Genomic DNA, 22,243 nt, shown 5'->3' with positions numbered 1-22,243 from the left:
GTTATTTTCTTATTAATTTGGAATTCGAAACCTATTCTATGGATAATGTACGAGCTGCAAGGTTCGAATTGTGTCTGATCATAGGTCTTTTCTGTCATCCAACAATACTATCCGGGGTCTCCCCGATGCCAGCCAGTCGGCCAGGCTATCTCTTTCAGGCCGGGGCGCCAGATGTTCCCACCCGCCCAGATGCACCAGCCGGTTGTAGGTGCAGGCCAGCCTCTTGATCCTGCGGGCCATTATCTTTTCCCGCATGGCTGCTTGGGGCGAGGGCTTGGAAAAGAGCGCCGTCGGCGTTATCATCGGTCTGCCATAAATCGCCCGCCTGGCTCGCTTATATTCCCGCAGTATATATTGTCGCCAATCTCCATCGGCGGTCAAGGTCAAGTTACGCAGGTTGTCTAAGGTCAACAATTCTCTTCGATAACGAGGGAGATGTTCCCGGGCGATGCAGTTGAGATCTACGGCCTGCCACGGGATACCGTGTTGTCCGGCATAGTCTTGGGCCGCCTGAACTTCAAACGGGTAATCGATCTGCGCCGCGACTTTTTTGAGGGCCGGATGTCTCTGCTCCGCAGGCGTCAGAGTCTTCAGAAGGTCTTGAAATCGGAGATGCCACCGGCTTTGATATCTCCACCGATACAATAGAGAAAAATCACTGATTTCAACGCTGATGACCCGAGGCCGCACCTTCGCCAATAACTCTAGAGCCTTGTCGTGGCCCTCCGGGTCGCCGTGCACCACTCCGACCAGGAATATTTCCGGCTGCACCTGTGTCTTTTCCTGGGCATTCATACATTATCCCAAAATCCATGATCCAAACTTGCACCGGGCTCTCTGTGGCCATCCGTTGACGCTACCCAGCATCGGCATTATGGCATGAACGACGGCAGAGACCTCCGGTCTGCCGTCAGTCCGGCTCATCCTCCGTCATTCGCCTCTTCTCCCTCCCGTCCGTGTTCTAAACCATAACTGCGGATTTTTTTATACAGATGGGAGCGCTCCAAACCGATGGCTTCGGCTGTCAGACCGACATTACCTTGAAATTCGACCAACTTCCGTCGGATAAACTCCTTTTCAAACCGGGAGCGGGCTTCCTTGAAGGAGTTGATCTGAAGAAAGTGCGATTCCGATTCAGTTCGGGGTTTTTCCTGTCGAAGATTGTCCGGCAGGTGCGGGGCATCGATCACCCGTCCGGGAGTAAGTATGGCCAAACGATGTACAAAGTTCTTTAACTCCCGGACATTTCCAGGCCAGGGTTGGCGGCGGAGAATGTCCACCGCCTCCGGGGTCATGATTTTCGGCCGGCTGGCGTCAGCGCGAGCAAATTCTTTGAGGAAATACTCAATAAGAAGAGGAATATCCTCGGTTCTCTCCTTTAAAGGAGGCACGGCAATGGGTATGACGTTGATCCGGTAATAGAGATCTTCCCGAAACTGTCCCTGGCCGATGAGTTCCTCCAAGTTTTTATTAGTTGCGGCCACGACCCTGACATCGACCTGGATCGGGCGATTGCCGCCTACCCGTTCAAAGCGTTGTTCCTGGAGAATTCGTAGGACCTTTGCCTGCGTCTTGAGGCTCATATCGGCAATTTCGTCCAGAAACAGAGTTCCTTCGTGGGCCTGGTCGAATTTTCCCCGTCGTTTGGCGGTGGCGCCGGTGAAAGCGCCTTTTTCATGGCCGAACAATTCACTTTCGATTAGATCCTCGGGGATGGCGGCGCAATTGACTTCGACAAAGGGCTTGGCCGCGCGTTTGCTAAAGCGGTGGATGGCCCAGGCTACCAATTCCTTGCCAGTGCCGTTTTCTCCGGTGATCAGCACCCAGGCATTAGTAGGGGCAACGATACGCACCTGCTCGCGTAGTTGTTGCATTGCTGGTGATTGGCCGATGATTTCCTGGGGGTGAACCGCCCGCTGGCGGAGTTGCAGGTTCTCTTCGGTAAGCCGGGACATCTCCAGGGCGTTGCGAACCGTGACAATAATCTTATCGGCGTGAGGCGGTTTTTCGATGAAGTCATAGGCCCCCCAGCGAGTGGCTTTGACCGCATTTTCCACACTGCCGAAGGCCGAAATCATCACCACCGGCGTTAATGGCTGCTGTTCTTTAAGATGCCGCAGCACCTCCAGACCATCCATACCGGGCAGGGCAATGTCCAGAAACACCAAATCCGGCGTCTCCTCTTCCACTACTTTGAGGGCGGTTTCGCCATCTTGAGCGGTAAGCACCTCGAAGCCTTCATCTTGCAAGATGCCGGAGAGGGTTTGTAGGATAGGCGGTTCGTCGTCAACTACCAGAATGGTTCTGGCCATGGTGCTGATTACTCCGATGTCCCAATATCACCGGCTATGATCGGCGCCGGATCCGGTTCCTTGGCTAAACCGCCAGGTTCCGGCTCCTTATGGCTGACCGGCAGTTCAATGATGAAACGGCTGCCATGGGGGAGGTTATCCTCCACCCAGATGCGGCCGCGGTGTTCCGAGATGACGGCCTTGGCGATGGCCAGCCCCAGACCGGCGCCGGTGATTTTGGTAGAAAAATAAGGTTCAAAAATGCGTTCCTTATCTCGATCCGGGATACCTTTGCCGTTGTCGCCCACTTCCAGGCGAACCCGGTCGGTGGCCGGCAAGTGGCGGCACTGAAGCAAGATGTAACCTTGCCGGTTGACCGAGGCGATGGCGTTTTCCAAGAGATTAACCAGGACCCGCTTCAGTTGTTCCCGATCCAGCGGTATGAAAGGCAACTGGGGGTCAGGTTGGAATTCAAAGACTACCTGTGGTTCGCTCGCCTGGTAGAGCACCAGAGTCTCCCTGATAAGCTCGTTGACATCCTCGTGCGAAAGCGTCAGGTGCGGCAGGCGGGCGAAACGGGAAAACTCATTAACCAGATTTTTAAGCTCCTCTACCTGGTGAATAATCATCTGGGTGCATTCCTGAAAAACTTGAGCATCATCGCCCAGTCTATCGGCATAGCGCCGCCAGAGGCGTTGGGCCGCCAGTTGAATGGGAGTGAGGGGATTTTTCACCTCGTGGGCAATGCGCCGGGCTACCTCCCGCCAGGCGGCCACCCGCTGGGCCCGATACAGCTCCGTCATATCTTCAAACACCAGAACCATACCCACATAACTTCCCTCTTCGTCTTTGAGCACCGTCGACTTCACCATCAGGGTAAGAACGTGGCTGGCAAGGTTGAGTTGCAGGGGTCTCTCTATCGAGGTTCGAGCAGTCTGGCGCGCCCATGACATAATATCGGCCAACTTGGCTGATTCACCCTCCGGCAGCAGCCGGTGGATGCTCTGTCCCAACGCATCCTTGGCGGCCACTCCGAAGATAGGTTCGGCGGAGTGGTTCATCGTGGTTACACGATCCTCGGCATCGACTGAAATGACGCCGGCGCCGACGTTTTTGAGGATAATCTCCATGTACTGGCGTCTGGCTTCCAACTCCTCATTTTTCTGAGAAAGCTGTTGGTTGGCGGCGTCGAGTTGGGCGCGGCTCTGCTGCAGGTCCTGGGTCATCTTGTTAAACGACTGGACTAAAAAGCCGATCTCATCTTTCCCCTCCAGATTGATATGGATGTTGTAGTCACCGTCTGCCACTTTCAGGGCGCCCTCGGCCAACTGACGGATGGGCGTGGTTATCTCCCGGGCCATATACATGCCCAGCCAGACGGCGGACATGAGGACCAGCAGGCTTACGGCCCCCAGTGCCACGTAACGGCTTACCCGTACTGGCCGCAACAGATACTGCAGACGCCTCAACTCCGTTACACCTTGATGGATGTCGGCTACTTGTTTCAAAATCGGCCCCGGAATCAACTGGCTGACGACCAGGAAGGCCGAGGGCGATAGGGAATCAGGGACAAGCGGTATGGGAAAGATGCCGCGCACTACCTCACCGCTTGTCTCCATCTGTCGATGCACCTGATTATGATCGAGTTTTAGAAGCGCCGCCAAGAGGTCGACATCAGTGCCGGGAATCCCGTCTGGGGTGGTGTCCTCCGAGGTGAGACGATTACCGTCGGCAGTAAATACCTCAAGATTATCCAGTTGATATTGTTGTCGGCTCTGCCTGAGAAAATCATCTAATTCCCGGCCGTCCTGTCCCAATAGTTCCTGCTCCTGAATGATGCGAGTCAGCAGTTGGCCGCAGACCAGGACTTTTCTTTCCATGCCGCGCAGATAAGACTGGCTGAGAGCTAAGGATTTAGCCAGAGATCTTTCTACCTGGGCGCTGAGCTGATATTCGGTCCCGCCGGAGATAAACTCGAAGGCCACAAATGACATCAACAGGGTTGGCAAGAGCGACAGAAAGACAAAGGTTAACACCAGGCGGATGCGGAGTTTGGAACCGAATATCCGCTGGCGCCGTTCCAGCACTAGTTTGACCAGATTGCGGAAGATCAAGAAGGTCAGGAACAACAACAGAATAGTGTTGAGGTTTACTAGACCGAAGGCCAGCAGACTGCTGGTGATGGACTCCCCCCGATGCCGCACCAGATAAACTTCCACCAAGGTTATGGCAATAACCAGCAGGATGATGATCCCGATGATGATCTTCTCCCGGCGACGGCGTTTGAATTCTCCCTGCTGTTCTTGGTTCATGGGGAGTCTGGACGGTGTGGGGGCCAGCATGGCGGGCTCGCTACGACTGGCACGGCAGACTGATGGTGAAGGTGGTACCCCGATCTTTGGAGCTTTCAACGGTGATGGCGCCGTTGTGATCTTCGATAATTTTGTTAATGACGGCCAATCCGAGGCCGGTGCCCGTCTTCTTAGTGGTAAAAAAAGGGTTGAAAATCTGTGGCATGATCTCCGGTTGAATGCCCTTGCCGGTATCAGTCACCGACAGTCGCACCTGATCTTCCCAAGCCGAGGTGGAAATGGTAATAACCCCGCCGGAATCAGTTGCCTCCAGAGCGTTTTTTACCAGATTGATGAGCACCTGCTTCATCTGATTGGCGTCAAAATTTACCAGTGGCAGTGTATTGGCCAATTTGGTTTCTATCTTGACACCCATCTCTTGGGTCGCTTCTCCCATCATGGCGGCGACGTCCTGAACCAATTCGTTCAAATCGGCCTCCTGCTTAAACGGAGGCGCCGGACGGGTGAAATCTCGCAATTCTCCCAAAAAATTTTCTAAGCGTCTTACCTCATCAATAATAATTCGCAGTTTGGAGCTGGCGGTTTGGGATACTTCTGGATTTCTTTCGAGTTGGCGGGCAAAACCCCCGATGACCATGAGCGGGTTTTTAATTTCATGGCTAACATAGGCCGCGGCTTCTCCTACTGCGGCAAATCGTTCGGAACGCAACAGACGCTCATGGCTCTGCCGCAAGGCCTCAGTCTTGCTTTCCACTTCCTGGGCGAGTACCCGGTTCCAACCATAGACCGCGCCGATCAGCAGATAGCTGACGCCCATCAGCAGAAACAGGAAAAAACCGACAAACAGTCCTTGATTAATTTGAAAGGTCCTGACCAGACCATATACTTCTTCTATGGGTGCCACCACCCCTACACCCCATAGGTTCCTACCATCGCCTTCCACCTGTGTGATGCCGCGAATCATGCCTTTGTCAAAGCGGATAGGGGTGTAGGCAATCAACTTTTTAATTTCTCCCACCCGCTCGCGATGCCAGCCGGAAATATACCAGTCTGTGCCCTCGCGCCCCCGAAGCATATAATTGTTTACGATATTATCAATCCTTTCATAAGACAGCGTCGGGTTGCGTTCTTGCCGGACTATATTTTGTTGACGACCTATAAAAGGCTTTTCATAGTGTGCCAAAAAAAAGCCATCTTGATCGATTATCATGGGATAGCCGGTCTTGCCGGAGCGGATATCTCTGGTGACCATACCACAGATGAAAAGGGGGTCAAAAATAATCTCTAAGACGCCGTTAAATTGTGGGTGGGTGGTATTTTTTGAGTTAGGCATCAACCTGTAAAGCGGCGTCAAGATCGCCATTACCCGTTGTCCCCGCCAGGGGGGGCCGGGCCAGGTAAAGATTTCCGTAAGGAACAGGTGGTTTTTATTCTTTGGGTTTTTTGTCCAAGCAAGGTATTTCGCCGGTAGGGATTCTGAACGCGCTGGATCAAAAAAATCTCTAGGAGAAAGAGTATTCGCTAACTGCCCCTCAGTATCGTATACCCTTATCCCCAACATGCCGAAGTCTTTCAGATAGTCTATCTGGAGGGTCAGGAAATCCCGGAAAAGAGAAAGGCTGATGCCTTCCACCTGATATGCCTGGGCGTAGCTTACTAACTGGTATTCTAAGAAATCAACATAAACTTCAACATTATCGGCGATTTTGCGGGCTAACATGAGCTGCTGTTCGTTGAATTGGTCAGTGATAATCCGTTCCATTTTTTTGCCGGCCCAAACCCAGACCGAGAACAAACCGAGGGCAATGAGCACCGTGGCAATCAGGATCGATGCTATGACCGTGCGGACGCGCAGTTGACTTAAGCGATAAAAAAGAGGACCCATATCTTGGCAGCAACATCATGGAAATTAAATTTTAATAATATCATTGATAAAAAGCTTTCGCAAGCTCGACTTCCAGGACCGCGCGGGGCGTGCCGAGGCGGCATTGGTCTCATACCTAAAAAGGCGCAAACGGCTTCACTCCCAAATCTCATTGTCTCGCACCAGATAATTTGTTATGGTAACTAAAATAATCATGATTGTAAGTTCACCGCCATAATGAACAAAAATCCTCTCGGACTTCCTCTTGGAAAAGGGAAAGGATAGGGCAGCCTTCCTAAAATCGCCCCTGAAAAAGAAGGGATAGAGGGATTTTCATTGTAACCTCAAAAATCTATCCTTATCAGGTTATTCTACTATGACGCTGGCCAATATTATCACGCTGTGTCGTTTACCGGTGCTGTTTATTCTGTTGGTGCTGTTGCTCGCCCCACGTTTTGAGTTGAGATTTATCAGCCTTTTTCTCCTGATCATCTTATTCCTCATGGACTGGTTTGACGGTTATGTCGCCCGTCTGAGGCGTGAAGTGACCGATCTCGGTGCGGTGTTGGATGTAGCGGTGGACCGGGCGGTGGAAAATATTCTCTGGGTCAGTTTCATTTATATCGGACAGGCGCCCTTGTGGGTTTCGATAATATTTCTCTGTCGATCATTCATAGTAGACGGCTTGCGGGGGGTGGCCCTGCAGCAGGGGAAATCGGTCTTTGGTATGATGCATTCCTCTTGGGGCAAATTTTTGGTGTCCTCAAGATTTATGCGGGCCCTGTACGGGTTCGCCAAGGCCTGGGTGTTCTGCCAATTAACTCTGGCTTACGCCTTGGCCTTGCGAGATTGTCCGTATCTACCGGCCCTGGAGGCCATGAATCAGGCTCTCATTTACTTTGTCTCGGCCCTGTGTCTGGTGCGAGGTATACCGGTTCTGACTGACAGCAGGATTTATCTCTCCAAACAGACCACCTGAGACCGCTAAGATTATCCGATAATGATGGTTCCGGTATCTGATAAAGCTGCAATCTTTGATGTTGATCGCACCCTAATAGGGGTACCCACAGAGCGCCTTTTTTTTGGCTTCCTCATCTGGCGGAAAAAAATCGCCTGGCGGCAGGCCACCAGATATTTTCAGCAATTGATCGGTAATTGGGAAGATCGTTATACCAATAAATCATATCTGCAGGGGTTAGCAGTACGAGAGGTGGATAGCCTGGCGGACGATTGCTATCGAAGCCTTATCCGACCGAGACTGAGCCCCAAGGGTCTGACCTGCCTTAAGGACCATCGGCGCCAGAGACACAGGATTGTCGTGCTGACCGGGTCCCTGGAATGTCTTATGGCGCCGCTGCAAAGGGATTTGGATGCGGACTGGCTTATTGCCACAAAATTAGAGACTGCTGGCGAATGTTATACGGGCAGGATATCAGGTGCTCACCCAAGGGGAAAACATAAACTGGAGTTGCTGCAAGACTTGGCCCGGCGCAATGGGATTGATCTTTCTGTATCCACCGCCTATGCCGATCATTCCTCAGATCTGCCGCTGCTGCTTCATATTGGCCGACCAGTGGTGGTCAATCCCTCCTTCAGGTTACTGGTCTTGGCGCGCCAGCGCCGGTGGCCCATTTGTCGTTTTTAAGTGCCTGGCTCTCTTATTGAGGGCGTGTCTGCATAGCAATTGGGTATGACTGGCCGATTGACAGGACACCATTTTTGCGGTATCAAGAGGCGTATCTACCGTGAGGAAGGCTTTCTGGGCCCATGCTTGGGGTCTTAGGAACCACAGGCGGGCAGAAGGACGGTAGATTGGCTAAACAATCAATCAAGTGAGGAATGCCTATGAAGTGTCCCCACTGCGGCGGTGATTGGAAAATGCAGATATGCCCGCAATGTGGCGGAGAAACCTTGCCGGAAGGGAAATTCTGCTGCCATTGCGGAGCTGAGCTAGAGGTGGAATTGCCGCCTGATTTAGCTAACCGGATATTGTGCCCGGACGGCGCCTGTATCGGCATTCTCAATGAGAAAGGGGAATGCAGCGTCTGTGGTATGGCGTATAAGGCAGTCCTCGAATCGGAGCAGTCTGATGGATGAAGCCCTGATCAAGCAGATAAAAAACCGGCTCGAGAGCGAAATCCGGCAGCGGGAACAGGATGTGGTCGAATTCTGGCTGGAAGAGATTAAAAAGATCGACGCCAAGCGCCATAAGGAGTTGGCGGCCATGCAAAATGACCTCAAGAACCTGATCACCCGGATGCAAAATCGCCTGAAAAATCTTAAAAGCTCCAGAAGTGGATAACCATCATGTATGAGTTAAAAGTTATAACCCAATTTGCCGCCGCCCATCGGCTGGATAATTTTTACGGTAAATGCGAAGCCCTGCACGGTCATAATTGGAAAGTGGAAATCTTTCTTCGAGCGGACGGCCTGGATGAAGCCGGGTTGGTCATGGACTTCGGCAAGATCAAAAGCCGTGCCCATGAAATCCTGTCCGAAATTGACCACACATTTCTGAATGAGCTGCCGGCCTTTAAGACGCAGAATCCTTCTTCGGAGAATATAGCCCGTTATCTCTTTGAGCGTTTAGGAGCGGCAATCAATAATGATCGGGTGACCGTCTCGAGGATTTCCGTGTGGGAATCAGACAATACGAGCGCCTCGTATTTCCTCGCCGGCTAGATGCCGATGAAACCGCAGAGCGCCGGGTGTATGTATGGCCTGGTATTTTTCGTAATCCTGATACTTCTGGCAGTTCAGGTTTTTGGCCGTACCGAACCTAACCCAGAGACACTGCTGCAAAGCCGGAAACTTAAACCCTTGACCAAGGCGCCGGTATCTTTCAGCCATTCCACCCACGAGGCTGCCGGGGTCGAGTGCCTAAAATGCCATCATGAATATACCGGGGGGCGAAATCAGTGGCGGCCGGGAATGCCGGTACAAAGTTGCGAGGCCTGTCATACCCTGGAGACCGTCGGTAGGCGTTTAGACCTCAAGAATGCCTTTCACCACCAGTGTAAGGGATGCCATCTGAAACTGAGGCAGCACAGTCGCGCTGCCGGGCCGATACGGTGCCAGGACTGCCATCGCGTCCCTTAAAAAAGTCATCATGTTCTGCCGAACACAACGAAGCATGAAAGAATGATTGGTGGCATAGGCCTCCTGGCCTGTGCATCAGCGTGCCGGCTGCAAAGCCTGCACCACCTTCTTTCATACAAATTGGCATGTTCTGGTGATCACAACGAAATATGAAAACAGAACCGTGGCGGCTGCTCACAATAATGCTTTTTCAGCTCACTGCTCGCTGTTTTCATATAAATTTTTTCTCATCGACCAAGTTAAACAAAAGCGGCGGCCATGGGACGCCCTATCCCATTATCGATAATTTATTGGCAATTTACTCATAGGGCGGGCCGCGCCCGCCGTCTTTAAGAGCACTGTTTCCATATAAGTCCACATGTTCTGCCGAACACAACGAAGCATAAAAACAGAATCGTGGCGGCTGCTCACAATAATGTTTTCGCTGCTCACGGCTCACGGCTCACGGCTCACTGTTTTTATATAAGTTTCCGGTTTCCGGTTATCGGCCAGAAATTAAGTTCTGCACAGGTGAAAGGAAAATAGTGCATTGGATACATCAGCTCGCAACCGATTGCTTGCCTTGTTGCAGCGGCAGGCCGTAGCCCGGCGGGAGGTCGTGCTTTCCTCCGGAAGGCGCAGCAACTACTATATTGATTGCCGATGCATCACCCTGTCGGCCGAAGGAGCCTTTCTGACTGCCCAGATGATGTTGGAAGTCCTTTTACCATGCAAGGTACACGGCATCGGCGGCCTTACCTTAGGGGCTGACCCCATCGTCTCGGCCGTGGCAGCCCTGAGTTTTGCGAGGCACACGCCTATTCAGGCCTTTATAGTCCGGAAGGCATCTAAGGAGCACGGACAGCGCCGGTCCATCGAGGGGCCTAGTCTCCCCTCGGGCGCCAGAGTGGCAATAGTGGATGATGTGGCCACCACCGGCGGTTCACTCTTACAGGCAATCCAACGGGTCCAGGAGGAGACGGATTGGCAGATCGCCAGGGTGCTCTGCCTCGTAGATCGGCAGGAAGGGGCGCGAGAACGCCTGGGCCAGGCCGGTTTTGACTTAAACTCAATTTTTACCGGGCAGGACCTGTTGGCTCAAACTGGTGAGCAATAAGCAAGGTGAATGGACTTCCGCAGTTATTTCTTTATAACCCGAAGGTTGCAGTTCCGTCCAACTGACCTGGTGATCGGATTATGCCGGTCGAGCAGGCAAGGTTTGTGCTATCTGCGACAGTTCTTTCTCACCCTGCGACAGGAGAGGATCTTTCTCCTCCTGAGCGCCGTTTTGGGGCTTATTATACTGGGAGGTCTGGGCTTTGCCTTCCAAGAATTGGGAGAGGGATCTTTCAGGGAGCGGTTTGGACGTGGCATCTGGTGGGCGGTGGTTACTATCACCACCGTGGGATATGGTGATGTCGTGCCACAAACCATCGGCGGACGCCTGGTTGGCGTTGGGCTGATGATTGCCGGACTGATCTCCCTCTCCCTGGTGACTGCGACGATTGCCTCCATCTTTATTGAACGTAAAATCCGGAGGGAACGGGGTTTGGAAGCAGTAGGTGATCATGACCATATCATAGTCCTGGGTTGGAATCGGGGGGGGGAACAGGTTTTACGCAACCTGTTTTTTCGCTTGGGACAGCGGACTCCTATCGTTTTAGTCAACAGTCTGTTGCCAGACCAGTTCGAAGAAATAAAGGGCTCCTTTCATGATTATAATCTCCATTTTGTCAGGGGGGATTGCTCCCGTGAGGAGATACTCGTAAAAACCAACCTTAGTAAAGCCCGCAGGGTCATAATCTTGGCGGATAGAACCGATGAGGGGTTGCTTCGGGAACAGATTGACCAAAAAACTCTCCTCGTTGCGTTGACGGTAAAGGCCTTGAACCCCAAAATCAGGATTACCGCTGAACTCATTTTTCCCGAAAATCGTCCCCATCTGGAACGGGCCCATGTGGAGGATATTATTATTCGAGGGGAATATGACAGTGCCTTGATAGCCTGCACTACCGAAGCAGAAGGTCTGTATCGCATCCTGCAGCGTCTCCTGTCGCCCGAGGGCTCCAATTTCTGGGCAGTAAAAATCCCACCGCGTTTTCATGGCCAACAATTTAAGGACTTGGCAAAATTCCTGCGTGAGGAACATCAAGCCCTGCTCATCGGCTTATATTCCGAAGGATATAAAATCCGCCTGGAGGAATTGTTGTCTCCGGAGCCGACCGCCATTGATGAATTTATCTATCGCAAGTTTGCTGAAGCTGGTAAAACCCATCTTTTTGGACGCCAAAAAATTGAGTTCCAGATTAATCCGCCGGATGACCATCTCATTTCTCCTCACGAGGTAGCAGTAGTGATCGCCACCAAACAACCCTCGGCGTTATTGAATTAGGGGAAAGCCATGATCAGCACACCCGCCGAAGGGTATCTGACATATATTCGCAAGAATCATCTTCTCCAGGAATTAACCGATGAAGAATTACAGCAGATTTTAAGGGCAGCGGTGATGCGAAATTTTGGCGAAAACGAAGTCATCATGCAGGAGGGTGATTCAGGCGACGCCATGTATATCATGTGCGAGGGCATCGTGCAGATCACCAAACGCCTGGTGCTGGAGCTCGATGAGGAGACACCGCGGGACAAGGTCATTATCCGGTTTCGAGCCGAAGAAGGTGTCATCCTGGGAGAGATGGCCCTGATCGAAAGCGATGTGCGGTCCGCCACGGTCACTGCCCTGACTCCATGCCAGATGCTGGAGCTGCATAAGGATGCATTTTATCGCCTGTTAGAGCAGTTTCCCGAGATGGGGGTCAAGATCCTCCTGCGTCTAACAAAAAATCTCTCCCATCGACTCCGCAAGAGCAGTGATGAAGTGGTGAAGCTGACCACCGCCCTCGCTATTGCCCTGGAATCGTGAGGCGGTTTTTTTCTTTAATAAACGGGTTTCCAGACGGACACTAGTAATTCTCTGACCATAGAACTAAAACGTTGAACTTTTCGGATCAAAAATACCAGCAACTCAGCTTAAGAATAGAGATAACGATCATCATCTTCTGCGCTGCGCCGCTTTTGTTGTTAGGCTTTGTCCTGTACGGTCATTTCAGCCAGCAGTATGAAGCAAAAATACGCGAAAATTTAAGGATTCTGGCTGAAAATCGCCGAGGGGCGCTCGATCTGTTCCTGGGTGAACGCACCTCTCAGCTTTTTATGTTGGGAAATACGTCCGGCTTGAAACAGATGACCGATGAAGCCTTTCTCGGCCAGGCCTTCGAGGTCATGCAGCAGCGCTCCAAATCTTTCCTGGACTTAAGTATTGTGGATCTGGCAGGCAATCACTTAGCCTATGTCGGCCCCTATCGCAGCCTTTTGAGCGGGATAAACTATCAGAATGAGGATTGGTTCCAAGCGGTAAAACAGAACGGAGAATATATCAGCGACATCTTTTTAGGGTTTCGAAACATACCCCACTTTATCATCGCAGTTCTGGTGCGGGGCCAAGCTGCTCCTTATATCGTACGGGCCACCATAAACTCGGATATCCTGGAAGAGATTGTGCGCGGGGCCCAGATCGGCAAAACCTGCGACGCCTTCATCATCAACCGGGACAATGTCCTGCAAACCAGACCGCGCCACGGGGGAGAGGTGATGCAGCATCCTTCGGGACCGGATTTTTCGCAAACCCCAGCCATGACCGTGGCTATGAAGGTCCTAAACGGCAGGGAGCATCTCTATGCCGCGGTCCCCCTAATTCATAAAGACTGGGTTCTGGTTATCAATGAAGATCCCAAAGAGCCGCTGGCGCCGTTGCTGCGGGCGAAATATATCGTAGCTTTTCTCTGCTTGGGAGGATTATTATTGATTATCGGCGTGGCGGTCTACGCCATCCGGAAATTGGTGCAGCGCCTGATGGTGAGCGAGCGCCACCAGGCGGCCAGTGATGCTCTATTGCTACAGTCCAGCAAAATGGCCGCCCTGGGGAAAATGGCCGCCGGTATCGCGCATGAGATTAATAACCCGCTCGCCGTCATCGCCGAAAAGGCCGGGTGGTTGAAGGACCTGCTCAGAGAACAGGATTTTGATCGAACCTCCGACCTGGAAGAATTTCAGGATACGGTCGACAAGATCGAATACCATGTTGCTCGAGCCAAGAAAATCACCCACCGTCTGCTAGACTTTGCTCGCCGCCATGAACCTCTCCGGGAGAATGTCGATGTTAACCGGGTGTTAGAAGAAAGCATCGGGTTTCTAGAGAACGAAGCGCATTTCCGCAATATCCAGATCCACCGGGAGCTTGATCCCCACCTACCTTTGGTAGTAAGTGATACGGGGCAATTGCAGCAGGTTTTCCTGAATATCTTCGATAATGCTATTGATGCCGTCGGCAAGGGTGGAGAGATCACCCTTACAAGCCGATATCTAGAGAAGGACGGAAAAGTCTCCATCACCATCGCCGACAGTGGCCCAGGAATACCGGAGGAAATCCTGAAAAAGATTTTCGACCCATTTTTTACTACGAAGGAAGTGGGCAAAGGAACCGGCTTAGGTTTATCAATTACCTACAGCATCATCAAAAAATTAGGGGGAGAGATTACGGTGGCGAACAAACCGGGCCAAGGCGCGCTTTTTACCATTATCCTGCCAGCGTCCGAACCGATTGAGACAACTTCAGGCGCCGCCGATCAATAAACCGGAGCCTTTATCTAGGGTTAGGGGGGAACGTTAGATGAGTGAACTACGAGTTTTGCTGGTAGATGATGAAGAAGATTTTCGGGAAACTCTCCAAAAACGGCTGCGCAACCGCAACATCCAGGTGGAGGAGGCGGAAAACGGCAACAGGGCCCTGGAAATACTCCAAACCCAGGATTTTGACGTAGTCATCTTAGACGTTAAAATGCCCGGACTGGACGGCATCGAAACCCTGAAAATAATCAAGGCGCAAAAACCCGATGTCGAAGTCATTATGCTAACCGGCCATGCTTCGGTAGAGTCGGGCATCCAGGGAATGCAACTAGGGGCCTTCGATTATGTCATGAAACCGGCGCCGTTGGATGAACTGCTGGAGAAGGTGCGCCAGGCCTATGACCGCCGGACAATGGAAACGGCCCCCGGCGAGCCAAAAAGAAGATAGCTTAAACTGCTGCAGGGCGGGAAAGCGAAGCGCCTCCCGCCACACGAACCTCTTTGTTTCTCAATTCCGTCCCGCCGGAGTCCGGGAGACCATATCGCTCCCAGTCTTACTGACCTCCTCTGGCACGCCGAATCTCTCCTCTACCACTTTTAACACTTTCATCATATTGACCAGCCCGGCAACCTGGGCGGCTTTTAGGCGGCCCAGGGTATAGGTGAGCATGTCTGGCAGGCGGTGGTAGAAGTCCTGATTCACCGAGAGATAAATCCGGCCATTTCTGACGCCGATCATGACGGGTTCGTAAATATATTCCACCGAGGTTCCCACTTTGACCAAGGGGAATAGTTTTTCGATATGTTCCGGATACATCCGGGTGCAGCCATGACTTACCAACCTCCCCACCCCAAAGGGCTGGCTGGTGCCGTGAATACCGTAATCACCCCAGGATAAGGTCAGCTTGTACTTGCCCAAGGGATTATCCGGACCCGATTCCATCACCGACATGCCGTATTTGGCCTGCAGCGTCTTGGGAACAAACCAGGGAGGATTGGTTTTCTTCTCCGTCACTTTGAAGACGCCGGTAGGAGTTTTAAAATCAAGGACACCCATACCGATGGGATAGGTGATAACCTTGGTGAAATTGTCGGTGAAAAAATACAGCCGCATTTCGCCGGTATTGACAATAATCGGGTGTTCGGGATGATCGGGAACGATCCAGGTGGTGGGAACGACGATCTCGGCACCTACCGGCGGCAGGAAAGGATCCCAATGGCGATAGATATTGCCCAACTCCATATAACCCAGACCGTAATTGCGGGCGATATCCAACAGGTTGTCACCTTTCTGGATGGTATAGGATTGCCCCTGTCCAACCACAGTGCGGGCATTCAGGTCAAAGGTCTGCCCTGGAACAGGCAGACGGATGTCAAAAGGTCCGGAGGCCGACGCCGGCAACGTCAAGCCTAATATAAAAAGTAAAACAATCTGAAGACAGAACCGAGACACAGAACAGACTCCTCTAAGCCTGCCGTAAGGCCGATACAGATTGTGGGAGGGGCGGCCGGCAGACGCTTTTTTCCGTAATGATGCCGCTAATCAGGCCGTGTGGGGTAACATCGAAGGCCAGGTTGAGAGCCCGGCAGCCCTCCGGGGCAATGCGGCGACCTCGAATGTGGGTTACTTCCTCGGGATCCCGTTCTTCAATGGGGATCTGGCTGCCGTCGCTTAGAGTGAAGTCGAACGTAGACCGCGGCGCCGCCACATAAAAAGGGATCCGATGATACTGAGCCACCACAGCTACGCCATAAGTGCCGATTTTGTTGGCTGCGTCGCCGTTGGCGGCGATCCGATCAGCTCCGACCACGATGACATTGACCTTCCCATTGGCCATCAAGGCGGCGGCAGCATTATCGGTGATCAGGGTGTGGGGGATGCCCAGTTTCATCATCTCCCAAGCCGTCAACCTGGCGCCCTGCAAGATGGGCCGGGTTTCGTCCACCAGCACATGTATCTTTTTCCCCGCTTCCCAGGCGGCTCGGATGACGCCCACGGCCGTGCCGTAACCGCCGGTGGCCAGGCCGCCGGCGTTGCAATGGGTCAGCACCGTATCGCCGTCGTGAATCAATTCCTGTCCAAGGACTCCTATCTGCCGGTTGATGGCGATGTCTTCCTGCAATATCGCCTTGGCTTCGGCTACCAGCCGGGTTTTCAAGGCGGACGAGTCCGGATGAACATTCGCCGCCACTAGGCTCATCATCCGCTCCAAGGCCCAGGTAAGATTAACCGCAGTAGGGCGGGCGGTTCCGATAACTTGGCAGACGTCTCGGAAGTGTCGGCGGAATCCGTCGATGTCAGTATGTGGAAATCTCAAGGCGCCCAGGGCCGCGGCCATGGCCGCCGCTACGCCGATGGCCGGAGCGCCCCGGATGGCCAGGGTCCGGATAGCGTCCACCACCTCACGGTAGTCAGTGCAGCTTAAATAGATTTCTTCTTCCGGCAACCGCCGTTGATCGATAAGGACAACCTGATCGTTGTCCCAGCGGATGGTGTCATAACCCGGAATATCAGTCATCAATTCTCCTTTGTGCTCTAGTCGTATGCGGGTGGAATAATACACAGGAGGATTTTCAACCCCTGGGTTTGGCCCAGATTTCCAATACCACCAGGCTCAGGAACCGTTTCGAGGCCGCCGACCGCAGCAGGACAACGGCGTCCCAGCCCCGGGCCGATCCGGCGGCGGCTACTATCTCCTCGCCTTCAGGGATCAACCCGGCATCCACCGCCTCCATAACGATTTCGCAACAGACCTTGAGGCCATGGCCGAGACGCCGCAGGGTATTGGCAATGAGCAAAGTAGGGGCACTGCCTTTAAAAAGTTCCGCGACGCTCGTCTCCAGGGAGTGGGTCAGGATGGTGCCTTTATATACCTTACCCCCTAAATCGGTTATCTCCTGGTAGTGCCCTTCTTGAAATTCATCGACGTTCGGTCCGCGGAAACCGACCGAATGGCCTACTACCACCAAGTTAATCCCTGGACCACAGAGACGGCGGGCCGCCATAGCCCCGGTGGTTCCCGTCGTGGAGGCCACCACAAAATGTTTATAGCCTTCCTGTTTGGCCTTCTCCAACAACCCTAGACAAGCCTCGGTGTTTTCCGGCCCGACTTGCTTAAAATATAAGACTTCCCGGCGGATCATGCGATTCTCTCCCGTTCTGGACGTTTTTTATGGTTATATCTATTTTTGGGGCGACTGCCAAGGTTGATAATCACATCCTGAGTGTTTCAGGAAGGGACCTTAAAGACGGAGAATTCAGTCTGATCGACCAATCGCCTGTCTGGAACCGATTTATTGTAAGGTCAGCAGATAGTCGACCAAGGCTTTTTGTTCAAACGGCCGGATAAAAGCAAAACTCGGCATCCGAGAGTCTGGGTGTCGGCCGCGAGGTGTCTGGAGTTGACCCTCCAGTTCCGCTCTCGCTAGACGGTTACCTACCCCGTCCAAGTTAGGGCCGAGGTCAGCCCCCTGGCCCTGATGTTGATGGCAGCCCCAACAGGAGAGGCGTTGGGAGAGTTCCAAACCTTTCTGAATCGTGGTCTGTGGTTCACGAGGAACCGGTGGCGTCTCCTGGCAGCCAGCCAGGGACAGACAGAAAACCGCGTTGGCCAACGTTAACCATAACCGCCTGATCTTCATGGCAGAAATGTTACCATAACAAAACCGGTCCGTTTCATCTTTGCCAACTTCCGGGCAATACGCCGTGTGCGATTCAAAAGTCTTTATCTAGGGGGATTGAAATCGAGTCTTCCCTGCACCTGGGCCAACATTGCCAAAAACCGTTCTTGCACCGGTGCTGGAGGAGTCTCGGTGGACGGCCAGACGGCGGGAAAATCTAAAACTCCCAGATGGTGCAGGCCGGCCTTGAGGAGCGCCGCTGGATAAACCCGATACAAGTCATGAAGTCGCAACAACAACTCGCTCCATTCCCACACCGATCCCGATCGGCCGCCTTTATCCTTCATATCTTCGGGGAACCAACAGACCTGGGCTACCTGCTGCCAGATCGACGGGAAAAGCTGGGCGCCGGATGAAAACAGCCCCCTTGCTCCTGGGCGGGTGAGAAAGCGGTATTCATCGGCTTCATACAGGATAAAATCGGGGCGCGTCGCCAAGGCGGCGCAGTAATGCAGGAAACGCCGCATGTCGCCTTGGTAGATCAGACCTGAAACCTGGGGCAGCAAGGCTAATTTCTTAAATACCGCCGTGCGGAGGTTGATGTGTTTTAAAAACTTGGCTTTACTCCGGATTACCTGCGGATGATTCATCAGGACCAGGGGACGGCTGAGGTATTGCAACAGATTGTGGCAGCTTTGGGGCAGCCCGCGGTTGCTATGGCCCCAGAGCGGCAGGTCCACCCAATAGACCGGTGGCGGGATCGGGAAACGCTGCAACTCAGCCTCTAGACGCCTCGCCAGACTCAGGGTCTGATCCGGATGCGCCCCGGTGATGCCAAAAAACAATGGTAGCCAGTCCGGCAGGATCTGCAGCAGAGTGGTAAAGAGTTCCAGCCGGAGCGAATCAGGAAGATCCAAGCCCTCGCCCACGCCCGGAAGACCGGCTGCCAAGGCCGGAGACGCAGGAACAGTCCGCTTGACCAGCCGGGCAAGACTCTCCCGGTCCAGACCGCCGATGGGCGTCAGCGGGGTCGAAAGCTCAATGACCAATCCTTCGGGCAGAGAACATATCGTTGGCGCAGCAATCATGGTAGTATCATAGCTGTCGTTAGGCAGCAGGTTCACTGAACAACATCTGTACCAGGCGGTCTACCTCTTTTTCACCCGGCAGTGCTTCTTTCCGCCCCTGGTTTGCGGTGATCTCATGGAGAGCGAGAGATAGTCTGGCTAGTGTTCGGTGCAGCTCATTATCAGGATTAAATCCGGGAATGCCAACATGGCTCATAACCGAAGGCGCCCCGAACCCCCGGCCGGCCGCAGAATAGGAGGCGATGAATTCCCGCACCGGAGTGGAGTTGATGATCGCACAAAGATAGTGAGCCTCGGGTTCATTGTCGGCGGCAAATAAAGCAGTGGTATCCGTCGGGACAACCATCTTATAACCCAATATCGTTTTGTGCTGCGAGATAACCGCGGCTACCATATCGCCGGCCATTCTCTTCCAGACAACTTTATAGCGGGCGGCGGTGTAGGGTCCGATGCCAAACATGGCATAGAACGCCGTCCTCTCGGCCAGGCTGCGGACCGTCTTGGAACCGCGCGACAGGAGAATATCTCTAAACTTCACCAGATAGCCATAGGTCCGAGGCCACCGGCTCTTCATCTGCCCCACGGGATAGGGCTCTCTGGTGGCAGGATCCTGCGGCATTAAAAGAAAAATCCCCGGGATTGCCTGCCAGCGCTGTATATCTGATCCCCGGACGGCGGGAAAGACCAGGTCCGGCTCGATCCTTTCCTCTACCTTGAGAATGTTCCTCTTGCCTTTTTCCGGCAGATTGCGGATGATCAGGTCGCCGTCTGACAATACCTGCCTGACTTCCAGCCAAAAAACCCCGTAGGGTTCTGTGCTTGCACCTCTTCTCGCCTTATACCTGCTTGCTCCCCGGATGCCTGCCAAGCTTTGCCTTTTCTTATCAATTGTCTGCCAAGGTCCGGTAAGTCCCTTTATTGGTTGAGCAATTAGATTTTTTTTCCGGAGGAGCGGCAATGCCTCTTTCAGGGAAAGATTAGTCTTAATTTTGCCGATGCCCTGTTTCCTCAGCCAGAGAGTATAGGGGATGGGATACTCTGTGATCTCAGATTTCTTAATGATAATCCCAGCGGTCTTATTCACTGCCCCTTCAAATGGCTGCACCGCGGCGAAGTCATGGGCTTTTACCACCTTGAGCGGCTCCCGGTCGCCCAAACGAAAACGGCGGAATCCCTCTCCGGCGCCTTTCGATTTAAAGACCTCCTGAGTTATCAGAAATCCTAATGTACCGCCTCTTTTGAGATAGAAATCCGTTGCGACGTAAGTAAATAACATGGAGAAATCTTTTTCCCCGCCGCCCAATCGGGCGGCCTGGCCCTTCAGAGAAAATAAGCCATACTCTTTCCATAAGGGCAACGTGGCCTGGCGATATTCCTGGGAGAGATAACCCCACCGAATCCAAGGGGGATTGCCGACGACGAAATCAAACTTCCCGGCAACGCTGGGCGCGAAGGTGTTCTTTAAAAACCTGGCCCAGATGCCGTTCTTGCCTTCCTTTTCGAGCTCCGCAATTTCCGTGTAAAATTGTTCTACAGCCGGTTCATGGGGAGGAAAGACCAAACCTGCTTTTTGCAGCCTCTCGAGAGCCTCCGCCGCCGTATAGCCCTGTCTGGTCATCTGCTCGAGCAATGGCGCCGCCTGTTGCAGGAGGAAACCCTCAGTCTTGATCCAGACCAGCGGCACATGAAATTTTTTTACCGAAGTCTGGATTGCGACATGGTCGCCGCCGGCAAAATTTAGTTCGTTCTGAGAGGTTTTCCCGGGCCACAGCACCGAATCGGCGAGATAGACGGGAATCTCGAGGGACGGCAGCTCGGTTATCAGATCACCCAGAGCAAAGAGATAGTTGGTACGCGTTGCGATGACGGCTAAGGGATTCAGGTCAAAGCCCCAGATATGGGCAGCAATTCTCTTCGCCGTTTCCAAAGGCGGCAGCCGGTGTTTATGGGCGTATTGTCTGGCGCGTTGAATGGCCAGAACCAGGAAGGTTCCTGAACCACAGGCGGGGTCCAGCAATCGTTTCAGGGTATCCCCCTCATAGCCGACTTCGTTGAGGACCAGTTCCGCCAGCCAATCGGGCGTGTAGTACTCGCCCAACTTATGGCGCACCTCCTGGGGTACCAGGTATTGATAGAGTTTTTTCAGCAGGTCTCGGGCAGATTCCGGTATGATTGCGGTTGTGGCCGGTTCAAATTCCGCCAGGGCACGGGCTATTTCCCGGATAGCCTCTTCCAGACGGGGCGAGAGGGCGTCCAGATACCAGCGGAAAAAATCTCCCTCCAAGAAGTTCGTAATACCCCGTTTGGCATAAAGCCCGCCATTTTCTATATCGGTCAGTTGAGCCCGACACTCCTCTGGGGAGGAATGCACGAACTGGTGAGAAAAAGAAGAAGTCAGGGAGGTGTCCTTTAAGGTGACGAGCTCCGCGACAAAGAACTTCATCAAGAGGGCGAAATACGTATGGATGGCAAAAAGCATCTTCTGGAAATCAGGCTGCTTACCGATTCCGTACACCTGGGCTATGGTTCTGGCCTGTTTTTCGGGCTGCACCCGGAATTGCTCGCCGTAAACTAAGCCGAACAGGCGCTGCCATTCCTGGTAAAACACCGCTACCCGGTTGTCTGACCAGTTTTCCAGGGCATCCACCAGAGCTGAGACCGCCATCGGCGCGATCCGACTTTGGGGTCCGAATCTGAGAGCCAGATTTTCAGCGGTTAGGGGCAGACGGGCCAAAGCCCGGAGATCGGTGAGAAAAGTGCGGGCGCTCTCCACATTAAATGGATAAGGGCCGTGACGGGCGAAATCGCTCTTCCTGACCGCGGCAAGGTTATCTTCTTTTTCCCCTCGATAGCGCAACAGGAAAATGGAGCTGCCATCAAAACCGATGCCCAACAGGCGTTTTAATAATCCCCAGGGATCTGCCGCCTGTCCCTGGGCCTCAGCCAGCAGATAGCCGATTAATTGATCTTCGGCATGGACAACTGCTCTTTCCGACGACAGCGAACCCGGCGATTCATATTCGATGATGACCTGTCCATGCACTGCATCAGGGCGGCCGCGAAAAATAGTCCGGGATGCCGCTCCCAGGCTCTCATACCTCGGGGTTGAGGTAACGCCGAGGCCTCTGATGATGGGGTCCAAACACTTTTCAAAACCGATTCGCAGGTTTTCTTCAGTTCTGGCACCTTGCATGAGCTCCCGAGTGGAGCGTACCAGACCGTCCGCTAGGGAATGCCAAGACTCAGTCACCTGCATGTAACGCCCTAAAGCATCTCACTGACTATCTCTTCATGCTTGCCTGCCAGGTT

Annotated in this window: 21 protein-coding genes; 11 read left to right on the top strand and 10 right to left on the bottom strand. The window is 53.1% G+C overall.

Annotated features, from left to right (window positions below; genetic code table 11):
• Positions 1-78: 78 nt before the first annotated feature.
• The 4 genes from DESAC_RS03565 to DESAC_RS03550 form a co-directional block, all read right to left on the bottom strand.
• Entirely contained in the window at positions 79-795 is a 717-nt protein-coding gene (locus tag DESAC_RS03565; RefSeq protein WP_013705712.1) for a hypothetical protein, read from the bottom strand.
• 125 nt (positions 796-920) lie between these two features.
• Positions 921-2,312: a sigma-54-dependent transcriptional regulator gene (locus DESAC_RS03560; protein WP_013705711.1), complete on the bottom strand. Its 1,392-nt coding sequence runs from the start codon at positions 2,310-2,312 to the stop codon at positions 921-923.
• An 8-nt stretch (positions 2,313-2,320) separates the two neighbouring features.
• Positions 2,321-4,603, bottom strand: a complete 2,283-nt coding sequence (locus DESAC_RS03555; protein ID WP_052301881.1) for a sensor histidine kinase — start codon at positions 4,601-4,603, stop codon at positions 2,321-2,323.
• A gap of 40 nt (positions 4,604-4,643) precedes the next feature.
• Positions 4,644-6,488, bottom strand: a complete 1,845-nt coding sequence (locus DESAC_RS03550) for a sensor histidine kinase (RefSeq protein WP_013705709.1) — start codon at positions 6,486-6,488, stop codon at positions 4,644-4,646.
• Positions 6,489-6,843: 355 nt separating this feature from the next.
• Here DESAC_RS03550 and DESAC_RS03545 point away from each other — a divergent pair, with 355 nt between their 5' ends.
• The 11 genes from DESAC_RS03545 (at position 6,844) to DESAC_RS03495 (ending at position 14,673) form a co-directional block, all read left to right on the top strand.
• Positions 6,844-7,446 (top strand): CDP-alcohol phosphatidyltransferase family protein, encoded by a 603-nt coding sequence (locus DESAC_RS03545; protein ID WP_013705708.1) that lies wholly within the window; start codon positions 6,844-6,846, stop codon positions 7,444-7,446.
• 21 nt (positions 7,447-7,467) lie between these two features.
• Positions 7,468-8,112, top strand: a complete 645-nt coding sequence (locus DESAC_RS14995; protein ID WP_013705707.1) for an HAD family hydrolase — start codon at positions 7,468-7,470, stop codon at positions 8,110-8,112.
• A 200-nt stretch (positions 8,113-8,312) separates the two neighbouring features.
• Positions 8,313-8,564: a hypothetical protein gene (locus DESAC_RS03535; protein WP_013705706.1), complete on the top strand. Its 252-nt coding sequence runs from the start codon at positions 8,313-8,315 to the stop codon at positions 8,562-8,564.
• Complete coding sequence (locus DESAC_RS03530) at positions 8,557-8,769, top strand: hypothetical protein (protein WP_013705705.1); 213 nt, start codon at positions 8,557-8,559, stop codon at positions 8,767-8,769. Before DESAC_RS03535 ends, DESAC_RS03530 begins: the two co-directional genes overlap by 8 nt.
• Before the next feature lie 5 nt (positions 8,770-8,774).
• Positions 8,775-9,149 carry a 6-carboxytetrahydropterin synthase QueD gene (gene queD, locus DESAC_RS03525; protein ID WP_013705704.1) on the top strand — a complete coding sequence of 125 codons (375 nt, stop codon included), beginning with the start codon at positions 8,775-8,777 and terminating at the stop codon, positions 9,147-9,149.
• Positions 9,150-9,155: 6 nt separating this feature from the next.
• A complete protein-coding gene (locus tag DESAC_RS03520; RefSeq protein ID WP_041283782.1) occupies positions 9,156-9,566 on the top strand; it encodes a cytochrome c3 family protein in 411 nt (136 codons plus the stop codon).
• 529 nt (positions 9,567-10,095) lie between these two features.
• The gene (pyrE, locus tag DESAC_RS03515) at positions 10,096-10,662 is read left to right on the top strand and encodes an orotate phosphoribosyltransferase (RefSeq protein ID WP_013705702.1); all 567 of its coding nucleotides are present in this window, start codon (positions 10,096-10,098) and stop codon (positions 10,660-10,662) included.
• Between the two features lie 102 nt (positions 10,663-10,764).
• The gene (locus tag DESAC_RS14990; RefSeq protein WP_169311496.1) at positions 10,765-11,937 is read left to right on the top strand and encodes a potassium channel family protein; all 1,173 of its coding nucleotides are present in this window, start codon (positions 10,765-10,767) and stop codon (positions 11,935-11,937) included.
• Positions 11,938-11,946: 9 nt separating this feature from the next.
• Positions 11,947-12,462 (top strand): cyclic nucleotide-binding domain-containing protein, encoded by a 516-nt coding sequence (locus tag DESAC_RS03505; RefSeq protein ID WP_013705700.1) that lies wholly within the window; start codon positions 11,947-11,949, stop codon positions 12,460-12,462.
• 71 nt (positions 12,463-12,533) lie between these two features.
• Positions 12,534-14,231, top strand: coding sequence for a sensor histidine kinase (locus DESAC_RS03500; RefSeq protein ID WP_013705699.1), 1,698 nt, complete (start codon positions 12,534-12,536; stop codon positions 14,229-14,231).
• Between the two features lie 37 nt (positions 14,232-14,268).
• Complete coding sequence (locus DESAC_RS03495; RefSeq protein WP_013705698.1) at positions 14,269-14,673, top strand: response regulator; 405 nt, start codon at positions 14,269-14,271, stop codon at positions 14,671-14,673.
• Between the two features lie 60 nt (positions 14,674-14,733).
• Here DESAC_RS03495 and DESAC_RS03490 read toward each other — a convergent pair whose 3' ends face one another.
• The 6 genes from DESAC_RS03490 to DESAC_RS03465 form a co-directional block, all read right to left on the bottom strand.
• Complete coding sequence (locus tag DESAC_RS03490) at positions 14,734-15,678, bottom strand: L,D-transpeptidase family protein (protein ID WP_013705697.1); 945 nt, start codon at positions 15,676-15,678, stop codon at positions 14,734-14,736.
• 13 nt (positions 15,679-15,691) lie between these two features.
• Positions 15,692-16,744, bottom strand: coding sequence for an S-methyl-5-thioribose-1-phosphate isomerase (gene mtnA, locus DESAC_RS03485; protein ID WP_013705696.1), 1,053 nt, complete (start codon positions 16,742-16,744; stop codon positions 15,692-15,694).
• A gap of 55 nt (positions 16,745-16,799) precedes the next feature.
• Positions 16,800-17,369: a pyruvate kinase alpha/beta domain-containing protein gene (locus tag DESAC_RS03480; RefSeq protein ID WP_013705695.1), complete on the bottom strand. Its 570-nt coding sequence runs from the start codon at positions 17,367-17,369 to the stop codon at positions 16,800-16,802.
• A 150-nt stretch (positions 17,370-17,519) separates the two neighbouring features.
• A complete protein-coding gene (locus DESAC_RS03475) occupies positions 17,520-17,867 on the bottom strand; it encodes a c-type cytochrome (RefSeq protein ID WP_013705694.1) in 348 nt (115 codons plus the stop codon).
• Positions 17,868-17,950: 83 nt separating this feature from the next.
• Positions 17,951-18,970, bottom strand: a complete 1,020-nt coding sequence (locus tag DESAC_RS03470) for a dihydrodipicolinate synthase family protein (RefSeq protein WP_013705693.1) — start codon at positions 18,968-18,970, stop codon at positions 17,951-17,953.
• A complete protein-coding gene (locus DESAC_RS03465; RefSeq protein ID WP_013705692.1) occupies positions 18,954-22,190 on the bottom strand; it encodes an Eco57I restriction-modification methylase domain-containing protein in 3,237 nt (1,078 codons plus the stop codon). Before DESAC_RS03465 ends, DESAC_RS03470 begins: the two co-directional genes overlap by 17 nt.
• Positions 22,191-22,243: the final 53 nt, after the last annotated feature.

The organism is Desulfobacca acetoxidans DSM 11109, from assembly GCF_000195295.1.
GTDB lineage: Bacteria > Desulfobacterota > Desulfobaccia > Desulfobaccales > Desulfobaccaceae > Desulfobacca > Desulfobacca acetoxidans.
This window is presented reverse-complemented; position numbering and strand designations above follow the sequence as displayed.